Annotated in this window: 16 protein-coding genes; 7 read left to right on the top strand and 9 right to left on the bottom strand. The window is 72.4% G+C overall.

The genetic code is table 11. The features are described from left to right. Positions 1-2: 2 nt before the first annotated feature. From N542_RS0103850 to N542_RS0103840, 3 genes are all read right to left on the bottom strand, one after another. Positions 3-728 (bottom strand): VOC family protein, encoded by a 726-nt coding sequence (locus N542_RS0103850; protein WP_028642803.1) that lies wholly within the window; start codon positions 726-728, stop codon positions 3-5. Between the two features lie 130 nt (positions 729-858). Beyond that, the gene (locus N542_RS0103845) at positions 859-1,155 is read right to left on the bottom strand and encodes an HU family DNA-binding protein (protein WP_197025852.1); all 297 of its coding nucleotides are present in this window, start codon (positions 1,153-1,155) and stop codon (positions 859-861) included. A gap of 61 nt (positions 1,156-1,216) precedes the next feature. Then, positions 1,217-2,302, bottom strand: coding sequence for a WD40/YVTN/BNR-like repeat-containing protein (locus tag N542_RS0103840; RefSeq protein ID WP_036506292.1), 1,086 nt, complete (start codon positions 2,300-2,302; stop codon positions 1,217-1,219). Between the two features lie 82 nt (positions 2,303-2,384). Here N542_RS0103840 and N542_RS0103835 point away from each other — a divergent pair, with 82 nt between their 5' ends. Then, positions 2,385-3,272, top strand: a complete 888-nt coding sequence (locus tag N542_RS0103835; RefSeq protein ID WP_028642800.1) for an NAD-dependent epimerase/dehydratase family protein — start codon at positions 2,385-2,387, stop codon at positions 3,270-3,272. A gap of 88 nt (positions 3,273-3,360) precedes the next feature. On the opposite strand, the gene N542_RS0103830 is transcribed toward N542_RS0103835, so the two are convergent. Beyond that, a complete protein-coding gene (locus tag N542_RS0103830) occupies positions 3,361-4,185 on the bottom strand; it encodes an alpha/beta fold hydrolase (RefSeq protein WP_028642799.1) in 825 nt (274 codons plus the stop codon). A 120-nt stretch (positions 4,186-4,305) separates the two neighbouring features. On the opposite strand from N542_RS0103830, the gene N542_RS0103825 reads away from it, so the two are divergent. Beyond that, positions 4,306-5,010 carry a hemerythrin domain-containing protein gene (locus N542_RS0103825; RefSeq protein ID WP_028642798.1) on the top strand — a complete coding sequence of 235 codons (705 nt, stop codon included), beginning with the start codon at positions 4,306-4,308 and terminating at the stop codon, positions 5,008-5,010. 97 nt (positions 5,011-5,107) lie between these two features. Here N542_RS0103825 and N542_RS27375 read toward each other — a convergent pair whose 3' ends face one another. From N542_RS27375 to N542_RS0103810, 3 genes are all read right to left on the bottom strand, one after another. Further along, positions 5,108-5,275, bottom strand: a complete 168-nt coding sequence (locus N542_RS27375; RefSeq protein WP_155992846.1) for a hypothetical protein — start codon at positions 5,273-5,275, stop codon at positions 5,108-5,110. A gap of 146 nt (positions 5,276-5,421) precedes the next feature. Next, positions 5,422-6,012 (bottom strand): DUF2231 domain-containing protein, encoded by a 591-nt coding sequence (locus tag N542_RS0103815; RefSeq protein WP_028642797.1) that lies wholly within the window; start codon positions 6,010-6,012, stop codon positions 5,422-5,424. After that, positions 6,009-6,194, bottom strand: coding sequence for a hypothetical protein (locus N542_RS0103810; protein ID WP_028642796.1), 186 nt, complete (start codon positions 6,192-6,194; stop codon positions 6,009-6,011). The genes N542_RS0103815 and N542_RS0103810 overlap by 4 nt, the downstream gene beginning before the upstream one ends. A gap of 144 nt (positions 6,195-6,338) precedes the next feature. On the opposite strand from N542_RS0103810, the gene N542_RS0103805 reads away from it, so the two are divergent. Genes N542_RS0103805 through N542_RS0103795 form a run of 3 tightly spaced genes read left to right on the top strand, consistent with a single transcriptional unit; the run spans position 6,339 to position 8,371 of the window. Continuing rightward, complete coding sequence (locus tag N542_RS0103805) at positions 6,339-7,487, top strand: zinc-dependent alcohol dehydrogenase (protein ID WP_028642795.1); 1,149 nt, start codon at positions 6,339-6,341, stop codon at positions 7,485-7,487. A 15-nt stretch (positions 7,488-7,502) separates the two neighbouring features. Continuing rightward, the gene (locus N542_RS0103800; RefSeq protein ID WP_036506289.1) at positions 7,503-8,090 is read left to right on the top strand and encodes a hypothetical protein; all 588 of its coding nucleotides are present in this window, start codon (positions 7,503-7,505) and stop codon (positions 8,088-8,090) included. After that, positions 8,087-8,371: a hypothetical protein gene (locus N542_RS0103795; protein ID WP_028642793.1), complete on the top strand. Its 285-nt coding sequence runs from the start codon at positions 8,087-8,089 to the stop codon at positions 8,369-8,371. Before N542_RS0103800 ends, N542_RS0103795 begins: the two co-directional genes overlap by 4 nt. Positions 8,372-8,389: 18 nt before the next feature. Here the strand turns inward: N542_RS0103795 and N542_RS0103790 are convergent, their stop codons facing one another. After that, positions 8,390-8,806, bottom strand: coding sequence for a BLUF domain-containing protein (locus N542_RS0103790; RefSeq protein WP_051551374.1), 417 nt, complete (start codon positions 8,804-8,806; stop codon positions 8,390-8,392). Between the two features lie 106 nt (positions 8,807-8,912). Here N542_RS0103790 and arr point away from each other — a divergent pair, with 106 nt between their 5' ends. Beyond that, on the top strand, positions 8,913-9,350 hold the full coding sequence (gene arr / locus N542_RS0103785) for an NAD(+)--rifampin ADP-ribosyltransferase (protein ID WP_028642791.1): 438 nt from the start codon (positions 8,913-8,915) through the stop codon (positions 9,348-9,350). On the opposite strand, the gene N542_RS23275 is transcribed toward arr, so the two are convergent. Continuing rightward, positions 9,347-10,291 carry a LysR family transcriptional regulator gene (locus tag N542_RS23275; protein WP_051551373.1) on the bottom strand — a complete coding sequence of 315 codons (945 nt, stop codon included), beginning with the start codon at positions 10,289-10,291 and terminating at the stop codon, positions 9,347-9,349. The two genes, arr and N542_RS23275, sit on opposite strands and share 4 nt — an antisense overlap. 142 nt (positions 10,292-10,433) lie before the next feature. Here N542_RS23275 and N542_RS23270 point away from each other — a divergent pair, with 142 nt between their 5' ends. Beyond that, positions 10,434-11,381 (top strand): LysR family transcriptional regulator, encoded by a 948-nt coding sequence (locus N542_RS23270; RefSeq protein ID WP_051551372.1) that lies wholly within the window; start codon positions 10,434-10,436, stop codon positions 11,379-11,381. Positions 11,382-11,485: the final 104 nt, after the last annotated feature.

The following is an 11,485-nucleotide window of genomic DNA, read 5'->3' as shown; positions in this document are numbered from 1 at the left end:
CGCTAGCCGGCCGAGCGCACGCACAGCTCGTGCCCGTCCGGGTCGGCGAGCACAACCCAGTCGACGTCCCCCTGCCCGATGTCGACGCGGGTCGCCCCGAGCGAGAGCAGCCGCTCGACCTCGGCCTCGAGTTCGCCCTCGGCAGCGAGGTCGAGGTGCACCCGCTCCTTGCCGAGCCTCGGCCGGTACGGCGGCCCGCCCCACGTGACCTTCGGCCCGCCGTGCGGCGAGCGGATCGCGGTCTCCTCGTCCTGGTCCCACACCAGCGGCCAGCCGAGCGCGTTGCTCCAGAAGTAGCCGCACGCCTGCGACCCGTCGCCCGACAGCGCGCCGATGAACGGGCAGTCCGCCAGGAAGCTGTTGCCCGGCTCGATCACGCAGAACTCGTTGCCCTCGGGATCGGCCATCACCACGTGGTCGACGTCGCCCTGACCGATGTCGAGGTGCGAGCCGCCGAGCGCCAGCACGCGAGCCACGGTCTCCTGCTGCTGCTCGAGGGACTGGCTGGTGAGGTCGAAGTGGTACTGGTTCGGCCCGGCCTTCGGCGCGTCGCTCGACACGAACCGCAGCCGGAAGCCGGTGTCGTCGTTCGGGACCAGCGCCACGCCGTACGTCGGGTCGTCGACCCGCTCCCACCCCAGCACGCCCGACCAGAAGCCCGCGAGCGCGACCGGGTCGTGCGCGTCGAAGCAGAGTGCGACCAGCCGAGCCTTCTCACCGTGCGCCATCCCTGCACGCTAGGCGGGCCGGACCGACGCGATCAACGCATTTGCTGCCGGCCCGACGCGGTGCGCGGGCCGCCGTACGACGCAGGGAGCGCCGGACCCGCGAGACGGGTCCGGCGCTCCCTGCGGGTGACTACTTGCCGGCGACGGCGTTCTTGAACGCCGTGGCGGGCTTGAAGCCCGGGACGGTGGTGGCGGCGATCTGGATGGTCTCGCCACTCTGCGGGTTGCGTCCCTCGCGGGCGGCCCGGTCGCGGGGCTCGAAGGTGCCGAGGCCCGGGATGACGATCTTGTCGCCACCGGCGACGGTCGCGGTGATGGCGTCGACGGTTGCCTTGAGAGCGTTGTCGGCGTCCGCCTTGGAGAGGCCGGATGCCTCGGCAACGGCTTGGACGAGCGCGTCCTTGTTCACAGTGCTCCTAGGGTGCAGTTCGGGTGTTGGACCACGACAGTCTAGGTAGCGACGGCCGCAATCGTGGATCGGGCCGCGCTCAGCGGGTCAGGCGGGCCACCCGACCGGCGCCGCCGGCGGCCCAGCAGGAGCCGTCGGACGTGCAGTCGAGGGCGTGGTAGCCCTGGTCGCCGACCCGGGTCCAGGTGCGTCCGCCGTCCGCGCTGGTGCTCGTCCCCCGCACGTCGCCGGACTCGCCCGTGACGATCAGCCGTCGACCGCGGCCGGGCAGGTAGGCGACGTCCTCGCCCAGGTGGGACAGGTCGCCCGCACTGCGCCAGGTCCGGCCGTTGCGGGTGACCGCGACCGCGTCCACGCCGTCGGCCGGGTCCGCGAAGTCGCCGCCGACGGCGATGCCCTCGTGCGGCGTGCGGAACGCCAGGCCGAACACTCCCGCGGCCTCGCCCGGCGGGATCGTCGAGTCGGTCGCGGTCCACGTCCGGCCGTAGTCGTCGGAGCGGAAGATCCGCGAGGCGCCGCCGCCGGAGCCGAAGTACGCCGTACGCCCGGTCGTCACCAGGCAGTCGCCGCTGGCGGCGAAGCCGAACTCGGTCGAGGTGTCCGGCATGCCGTCGTCCGGCAGCACCGACCAGGTCCGGCCGGAGTCGCGGGTCGACAGGATGCGGAACCTGCCGTCGACCGGGTCGCTCAACGCCAGGCCGCGCCTGCCTCCGGGGTAGAAGGCCAGGCAGTCGTAGAACGCCGCCGGGTCGTCGTTGACGAAGGCCGCGACCCAGCTCGCACCGCCGTTGGTGGTGCGGTAGATCCGCGACGCGTCGCCCTCGCCGATGGCGAGGACGACGGCCTCCTTCGCGCTGCGGGCCTCGACGTCGCGGAAGAGCAGCCCCTCGGTGCCCGGAGGGCTGACGTCGTCCCAGCTCCGGCCGCCGTCGGTCGTGCGGAAGACCCGGCCCGGGCCCCCGTCGGTGGCGCTGCCGCCGGCCACCCACGCCGTACGACCGTCGACGGCGTCGAGCCCCCGGAAGCTCTGGTCGGCGTCCACGACGGACTCGTCCCAGGAGGGCGGAGGGTGATGGCCGGAGCCACCGCCTCCGGCGTACGCCGGGCCCCCGATGAGGGAGCCGATGAGCAGGGTGGACAGGGCGAGCGGCCCGAGAAGACGCATTCCAGCACCCTGCTGCAGGGCGGCGGGTCCTGTCCAGGGCCGGGCGCGGGTGAGTCACGACGTTGGCGGGTACTCCACCACCATGCGCATCTTCTTCACCGGGGGCAGCGGCAAGGCCGGCAGGCACGTCGCGCCGTACCTCGCCGCCCAGGGCCACCACGTCACCAACGCCGACCTCGTCCCGCTCAGGCACCCCGACGTCGCCGACCTCCGGGTCGACCTCACGGACGCCGGTGAGACCTACTCGGCGCTCGCCGGGCTGGCGAGGTTCGAGGAGCTCGACCTGCCGGAGAAGCCGTCGTACGACGCGGTCGTGCACTTCGCGGCCGTCCCGGCGATCCTGCTGCGGTCGGACGCCGCGACGTACGCGACCAACGTGCTCAGCACCTACAACGTGCTCGAGGCGGCGACCCGGCTCGGCGTCCGCAAGATCGTCTTCGCCTCCTCGGAGACGACGTACGGGATCTGCTTCGCCCAGGGTGAGCGCCGCCCGCTCTACGTGCCGGTCGACGAGGAGCACCCGACCGTCCCCGAGGACTCCTACGCCATGTCGAAGGTCGCCAACGAGGTGACCGCGCGGTCCTTCCACGCGCGCACCGGCGCGGACGTCTACGGCCTGCGGATCAACAACGTCATCGAGCCGGACGAGTACGCCGACCTCTTCCCGCCGTTCCTCGACGACCCGTCCCTGCGGCGTCGCAACGTCTTCGCCTACATCGACACCCGCGACCTCGGCCAGATGGTCCAGCGCTGCCTGCAGACCGACGGCCTGGGCTACGAGGTCTTCAACGTCGCCAACGCCGACATGTCGGTCGCCGCGACCTCCGAGGAGGTCCGGCAGCGCTTCTACGCCGGCGTGGAGGTGCGCAAGGAGATGGGCCGCGACGAGACCTTCTACTCGATCGACAAGGCCCGCGACCTCCTCGGCTTCGAGCCCGAGCACTCCTGGCGCAACGTGCTCTCGGAGTGACGCCCGGGCTCGGGTACGACGCAGCCCACGGCCTGCTGCGACGGTCCCGGCGAGCACGACGGACGCCGTGCTCGCCGGACCGGGTGGCTCAGGACCGGAAGAACTCCAGGAGGTCGGCGTTGATCGTGTCAGCCTCGGTCGTGGGCATCCCGTGGGGGAACCCGGGATAGATCTTCAGCGTGCCGTTCTGGACCAGCTCGACCGACAACACGCCCGCGTCCTCGTAGGGCACGATCTGGTCGTCGTCGCCGTGCATGACCAGGACGGGGACCGTGATCTTCTTGAGGTCCTCGGTGAAGTCGGTCTCGGAGAAGGCGGCGATGCCGTCGTAGTGGGCCTTGGCGCCGCCCATCATCCCCTGGCGCCACCAGTTCTGGATGACGGCCTCCGACGGGGTCGCCCCGTCGCGGTTGAAGCCGTAGAACGGTCCTGCGGGCAGGGCGCGGTAGAACTCCGAGCGATTGGCGGCCAGCTGCGCCCGCAGACCGTCGAAGACGCTGAGGGGGAGCCCTCCGGGGTTGGCGTCGGTCTGCACCATCAGCGGCGGCACGGCGGAGATGAGGACCGCCTTGGCGACCCGGCTCTCCCCGTGACGGGCGATGTAGTGCGCGACCTCGCCGCCACCGGTGGAGTGACCCACGTGGAGGGCGTCGCGCAGGTCCAGGTGCTCGACCACGGCGGCGAGGTCGTCGGCGTAGTGGTCCATGTCGTGACCATCCCCGGTCTGGGTCGAGCGGCCGTGCCCGCGCCGGTCGGCGGCGACGACGCGATATCCCTGGTCGAGGAAGTAGAGCATCTGGGTGTCCCAGTCGTCGGCCGACAGCGGCCAGCCGTGGCTGAACACGATCGGCTGGCCGGTGCCCCAGTCCTTGTAGAAGATCTCGGTGCCGTCGGTGGTGGTGATCGTGGGCATGCGCGCCTCCGGGGTGGGGGGAATGAAACGTTTTAACGATCCGAGCCTAGACCTGCGACGCGCCCGTCGACAGGACCGCGAGCCCATGATTGCGCGCTGGTGCGACGGGTACCCCCGGGGATGACGTCGCTCGCTGACCAGTCCACCGCCCAGCTCGGCGGCCCGTGGAGCATCCTCGCCCGCCAGAAGCGCGACCACGTGCGGCTCGACGAGCTCCTCCACGAGCTGGCGTCGAGCACCCCTGGCGCCGAGGAGCGGCGGGTCCTGCGCAGCATCGCGCGCCTGGTCTTCCCCCATGCCTTCGCCGAGGAGTCCGTCCTGTGGCCGCAGGCGCGGCGGCTGGTGGCCGACGGGGAGGCCCTGACGCTGCAGGTCGAGAGCGAGCACCAGGAGGTCAACGAGCTGTGGACCTCGCTGGAGACCCTCCCGCCGACCGGCTCGGAGCGGCGTGAGGTCCTCCGGCGCCTCGCCGAGGTGCTGCGCGAGGACGTCCGCGACGAGGAGGACCACCTGCTGCCGCAGCTGCAGGAGGGCCTCGGGGCAGCGCAGCTGCGCGTGCTCGGCCTCGCGTGGGAGGTCGTCCGGCGCACCGCGCCGACCCGCCCGCACCCCGTCGTCTCACGGAGGCCGCCGGGCAACGCGCTGGCTGCGCTCCCGCTCACCGTGCTCGACCGCAGCCGCGACGTCCTGGACGCCGTCGCCGACCGCTCGCCCCGGCTGTGGGGCCGGGCGTCGCGGGCCAGCGCCGGACTGGCCGGGGCGGCCGGCCGGGTGGAGCAGTGGGGTCCGATGCGTCGCGGCGAGCGCCCGCAGACCAGTCGCTGAGCCTCGGAGCGAGGACGGTCCAGAGGGCCTGGGCCGCGATCAGCCCGCCGGCGGTCGACGGAGGCGGGCAGCACCCCCGCCGACGTCGCGGACGGCGTCAGTCGGGCGGCTCCCCGGAGCCGGGGATCTCCGGGACCCAGTCACCGTGGAGGTCCTCCCTCGCGCCCTGCAGGTCCGGTCCCTCGGCGCCGATCGCGGCCTCCAGCCGGTCCAGCGCCGCACGAGCCTGGGAGGGGCAGGTGAACGGAGGTCCGTCAGTGCTCATCGCGTGGTCACCCGCTGATCCATGTCGACACCTGGGGGAAGGGCTGGCAGCGGTGCCCGGTCCTGAGCTCGTGCCGTGGCCCTGCGGTAGCCACCGGCCCCGGGACGGTCACCCACCCGTGTGGGTGGTTCTTCCGGCGTACGCCGTCAGTGGTGCTCGGCGATCGCCGGGTGGTGACTGCCGACCTTGCGACCCTGGGTCAGGTGGCCGCCCAGGAAGCCGCCGGCGCCGACCGCGGAAAGGCCTGCCGCCGCGAGCACTGCGCCGCGCCGGTGGGCACCGCGTCGGCGGGCGCGCCACGACTTCACGTACAGCACCAGACCCACCGAGTTCACCAGGGCGTGGGCGGTGGCCGTGCGCCGATCGCGGGTGTTGGTGCCGGTCCACTCGGCGAGCCCGCTCAGCACCGAGGGGACACCCAGGAGCACGCCGAGTCCCGTCAACGTCTGGCAGGTCTGGCGCGACGACGCCCCGCCGAAGACGTCGAGCGCGGTCACGCCGGTCCAGATGCCGAGCGGTGCAGCGACGAGGAGCGGGTGGGTCGCGTGGCCGAGCCACACGCCCTGCAGCAGGTCGCGGCGGCGCGACGTGCCGACGACGGCGTCGGCCACGGGCGCCAGGACCCTGGCCAGCGCGTCGAGCTGCCGCGTGTTCTCCACGGCGAACGCCGCCCGCACCAGCGGAGTGGGCCGGGTGGCCGTGCCGGCCGACGCCTCACCGGGGTAGGTGGCGCTCATCGCGCGCCCCCGGTCCCCGACTCGTCGTCGACGCCGGTGGCCTCCTCGGCCGCCCCGTCCGCCCGGGAGTCCTCCCCACCGGGGGTCGAGGACGGCGAGGCCGGGCCGGCGTGCTCCTCGGGCGTGTCCGGGACGCCGGTGGCCTCCTCGGCCGCCCCGCGCTCGTCGTGCTGTCCGCTCATGGTCCTGCCTTCCGTCGGTCGTGGGTCCGGCCGGTACCCCGCGCGGCCGATCGAAACCGCCGAGGCTGCGTCGTCCGACGACGCGCGTGCGCGCGGCCGATCGGGATACCGCGACTCACGGACCGACGAGGAGCGGAGGCTGCAATGCGAGCGATGGTGTACCGCGGGCCCTACCGGGTGCGGGTGGAGGAGAAGGACCGCCCCCGGATCGAGCATCCCAACGATGCGATCGTCCGGGTCACCCTGGCCGCCATCTGCGGCTCCGACCTGCACCTCTACCACGGCCTGATGCCGGACACCCGCGTCGGGATGACCTTCGGCCACGAGTTCATCGGCGTCGTCGACGAGGTCGGGCCCTCGGTGCAGAACCTGTCCGTGGGCGACCGGGTGATGGTGCCGTTCAACGTCTACTGCGGCACCTGCTGGTTCTGCGCCCGCGGCCTCTACTCCAACTGTCACAACGTGAACCCCAACGCCACGGCCGTCGGCGGCATCTACGGCTACTCGAACACCTGCGGGGGATACGACGGCGGCCAGGCGGAGTTCGTGCGGGTCCCCTTCGCGGACGTCGGGCCCAGCCGGATCCCGGACTGGATGGGAGACGAGGACGCCGTGCTGCTGACCGATGCGCTGGCGACCGGCTACTTCGGCGCTCAGCTCGGCGACATCAGCGAGGGCGACGTCGTCGTGGTCTTCGGCGCCGGCCCGGTCGGTCTGTACGCCGCCCGCTCGGCCTGGCTGATGGGGGCCGGCCGCGTGATCGTCATCGACCACCTCGAGGACCGGCTCGAGAAGGCGCGCACCTTCGCCCACGCCGAGACGATGAACTTCACCCAGCACGCCGACATCGTCGTCCAGATGAAGCGGACCACCGACTTCCTGGGCGCGGACGTGGCGATCGACGCCGTCGGGGCCGAGGCCGACGGCAACCTGCTGCAGCACGTGAGCTCCGCCAAGCTCAAGCTGCAGGGCGGCTCCCCGATCGCGCTGAACTGGGCCATCGACTCAGTGCGCAAGGGCGGGACGGTGTCGGTGATGGGCGCCTACGGCCCCCTCTTCAGCGCCGTCAAGTTCGGCGACGCCATGAACAAGGGACTGACGATCCGGACCAACCAGTGCCCGGTGAAGCGTCAGTGGCCGCGGCTGTTCGAGCACGTCCGCAACGGCTACCTGAAGCCCAGCGACATCGTCACCCACCGGATCCCCCTCGAGCACATCGCGGAGGGCTACCACATCTTCTCGGCCAAGCTCGATGGCTGCATCAAGCCGCTCATCACCGTCGACGCCGCGTGACGGCAGGAGGAAGCCATGACCCCCCACGCGTACACCCCCACGAGCCCCCCGCTGCCGGAGACGGCCGACGAGCTCCGCGCCCGCATCCCGGGCTGGGGCGCCGACCTGGACCCGGCGGACCGACCGGCGGTGCCGAGGCTGCAGCTCGACCCGGGTCGCTCCGGCGCCCACTGGGAGGTGCCCGACCAGCAGCCGGAGCGGTGGCCCCGCGAGCGCTCCATCGAGCACGCGATGCTCACGCCGGTCTTCGGCACGAGCTGTCCCCCCAAGGGGGTGTCGGGACTGATCCGCCGACAGGCCTACGCCAGGTTCAGCGAGGCGCGCGCCGCCCACTGGCTGCTGCTCGTCGCCGCCGACCGGGTCGACACCGTCGGCAGCACGCTCGGGTCGTGGGTGACGCGCCGTCCCGAGAACCCGCTCGTGGGGACGGGCATCCGCACCGAGCTCAGCCACCACGGGTGGTCGTCGCGGGTCGGGCGCGACCGGGCCGACGTCGGGCACCACCTCCTGGACCCCGTCGTGGTCGCCGGCCCGTGGCTGGTCGGCGGCACCGCGGTCGTCGCCCTGGCCCGGGCGGCGAGGAGGCGACGTCGGTCGTCATGAGGGCGGGCGTCGCCGCGACCGGCTCCTGGATCGACCCGGACGGCTTCCGGACCCCGGCGGGCGAGGTGCACGCGTGGCTTCCCGGCACCAACCAGACCGTGTGCGGCCTGCCGGTGAAGAGGTCCGGCCTCGCGCGCTTCTCCCACGTGGACTGGGCGGACGTGCAGCCGGCGACCGGCCGGGACGCCGACCGGGTGACGTCGGTGTGCCGACGGTGCCTGGCCGGCACCGGTCACCGTCGCGACGAGAGGCGATGGACCCGTCACGACCCACGGCCCTGAGCCGACGGACCGGAGAGCTCAGCGCATGTTGTCGCGGAAGAGCTCGAGCAGCCGGTAGGCCGAGCTGGCGTGCGACCCGAGGCCGTCGGCGAAGGAGCGGCGGGTGAAGTCGGTGTAGCCCGTGATGTCGTGGACCTCGAGGTCGCCGACGTTGCGGAAGCCCATCGACCACTCGGGGAAGGCCCGCGTGTCCACCTGCTCACGCAGGAGCACCAGGATGCCCGTGTGGCGCGGGTCCTGCTCGATCGCGGAGAAGACGGAGTCGACCGACTCCTCGGGGCCCTCCAGCGTCTGGATGACGTTGCCGCCGCTGTAGAGGAGCATCCCGGTCAGCCCGCGCTCGTCGTTCTTGGGCCGGATCGAGGTGAGCAGCTCGACGAGCTCCGGCACCTCGAGGATCTCCTTGGTGGAGCTGACGTAGGTGAGGGAGAGCAACAGGCCACCTCCGAGTTCAGGGCGCTGGAACGGCGACAGTACGTCACGCCTGCCGTCCGGCGCGGACCGGCTCGTCGTGGGCGCAGCCGTAGGGAAGGATCGAGCCATGGCGGTGACCTACGAGAGCTGCGCCGACGTCGCGGGACCGTTCTTCCACGGGACGAAGGCGGTGCTCGGCGTCGGCGACGAGCTGGTCGCGGGCCACGGCTCCAACTACCAGTCAGGCCGGGTCTCCAACAACATCTACTTCACCGGCGTGCTCGAGACGGCGGTGTGGGGGGCGGAGCTCGCGACCGCACTCGCCGGCATCTCCGAGCGCGGACACATCTACGTCGTCACGCCGCTGGGGCCCTTCGAGGACGACCCGAACGTGACGGACAAGAAGTTCCCCGGCAACCCCACGGAGTCCTACCGCACCCGTTCCCCGCTCCGCGTCGTCGGCGAGGTCGAGGACTGGGAGGGCCACGCACCGGAGGTGCTGCAGGGGATGCTGGACAGCCTGGCGCAGCTCCGCGCGAAGGGCCTGGACGTGATCGAGGACTAGGTGCCGACCGGCGTCCGCTCCGCGGCGGTGGTGGCGAGCTGGTCGCGCACGGCATCGAGGCGCGAGAAGAGCCACCGGTGCGCGGGATCCGAGAGTCGGTCCTGCGCGAACCAGTAGCCCTCCGGCAGGAGCACCTCACCGAACGCCGGCTCGACGAGGACCACCGCTCCCCCGGGTCGCAGGTGCATGCGCGCGAGCATCTCGGGGACGACGGCGACCATGTCGGTGCCCTCGATGACGAAGGGCAGCGGCAGGAAGCCGAAGACCTGGAGTGCGACGTGCCGCTCGTTGTCGTGCTCGCCGAAGACGCGGTCGACGGGGGTGAGGACGCCGGGACCGAAGGAGCCGACCGCGTGCGGGAGCACGGCCAGGTCGGCCATCGTGAGACGGCCGTCGACCAGGCGCGGGTTGTCGCGGTCGGCCATCACCACCATCCGGTCGCGCCACAGCGGACGCGAGATGCCGGGGAAGCCGAAGCCGAGCGGAGCGATGAGCGCGTCGTTGTCGAGGAGCACCCGGTCGGAGGAGCGTGACTCGGGCCCGAGGTGGCCGATGCGGAGGCGGACGCCGGGAGCCTCCGCCTCGACCAGGCGCACGAGCGGCTCGTGGACGACGGCGATCGCGTAGTCGCTCATCGTGAGACGGAAGGTGCGCTGGGAGGTCGAGGGCTCGAACTCGTCCTCGAGCTGGAGCGCTGCTCCCATCAGGCGTACGGCGTGCTGCACCTCGGGCAGCAGGTCGCGGGCGAACGGGGTGAGCTCGTAGTCCCGGCCGGCGCGGACCAGGAGCTCGTCGTCGAAGCGCCTGCGGAGACGCGCCAGGGCCGCGCTCATCGCCGGCTGGCTGAGCTCGAGGCGCTGGCCGGCGCGGGTGACGTTGCCCTCCTCGAGCAGGACCTTCAACGGGAGGAGGAGGTTGAGGTCGGTGCCGCCCAGTGCCATGCGCATCTCCTCTCGCCGGATGGTGGTGCCGAGCGCTGCCGCGCTCGCCCCTGCGACCACCGTGCTCGTCGTACCTGTGGGTCTCGTGTGAAGGCCCGAGGCCTCATGTGGTGGGCGTCACTCTGCCACTACTGTCGGACTCGTGAGGGAGCAGCTGCGAGGGGTCGACGCCAACCTGCTGCTCGCCCTGCACGCCCTGATCGAGGAGCGCAACCTGACGCACGCGGGCGAGCGGATGACGATGAGCCAGCCGGCGATGAGCGGGGCGCTGGCCCGGCTGCGCAAGCAGTTCGACGACGAGCTGCTGGTGCGAGCGGGTCGGGGCTTCGAGCTGACCCCCCTGGCCGAGGACCTGCGACCGGTCGTGGCCGAGGCGGTCGAGGCGGCGGAGGCGCTGCTGGGCAACCAGCGCGACTTCGACGCGGCGACCAGCACCAAGAGGTTCACGGTCAGCATCTCGGAGTACGCCATGACCGTGCTCGCCGAGCCGCTCACCCGCGTCTTCGCCGAGCAGGCGCCGGGGTGCACGCTGGCCCTGGACCCCCTCGACGTACGGCGCGACCAGGTCGAGACGCAGCTGATGCGGCGTGACCTCCTCGTGGCACCGCTCGGCTTCGAGTTCCCGGGCCGCACGCAGCCGGTCTTCACCGACGAGCTGGTCTGCCTGGTGGCCGCGGACCACCCGCGCCTCGAGGACGGGGCGCTCACCCTCGACGACCTGATGACGATGCCGCACGCGGTCGCCGAGTTCGCCGCGGCCGGCGACCGGCGACGCCCCCTCGAGGTCGAGGTCGAGGAGAAGGGGCTCGGTGGACGCAACGTGCTGGTGCAGGTCACCAGCCTGCTGACGCTGCCCTTCGCCGTCGCCGGCACCGACATGTGCGCCTTCGTGCCGTCCCGGCTGGCCCGCCGCTGCCTCGAGATGCTCGACCTCGTGATCGCGGAGACGCCGATGGACCCGGTCAGGATCACCGAGGCGGCCCACTGGCACCCTCGGCGGGAGAAGGATCCGGCAGGGGTGTGGCTGCGCGGTCTGCTGCACGACGTGGCGATCGACCTGGAGGACCAGCTCGACCGACTCGCCACGTAGCGACGCAGGCCAAGGGTGGGCCGGCGCACGGCCCGGTCGGGCCCGGTTGCCGGCACGGTCGACGCCTCCGAGCGGCGGCCGGGCTCGAGAACCGCCGATCACGG

Source organism: Nocardioides sp. URHA0020 (assembly GCF_000620705.1).
GTDB lineage: Bacteria > Actinomycetota > Actinomycetes > Propionibacteriales > Nocardioidaceae > Nocardioides.
This window is presented reverse-complemented; position numbering and strand designations above follow the sequence as displayed.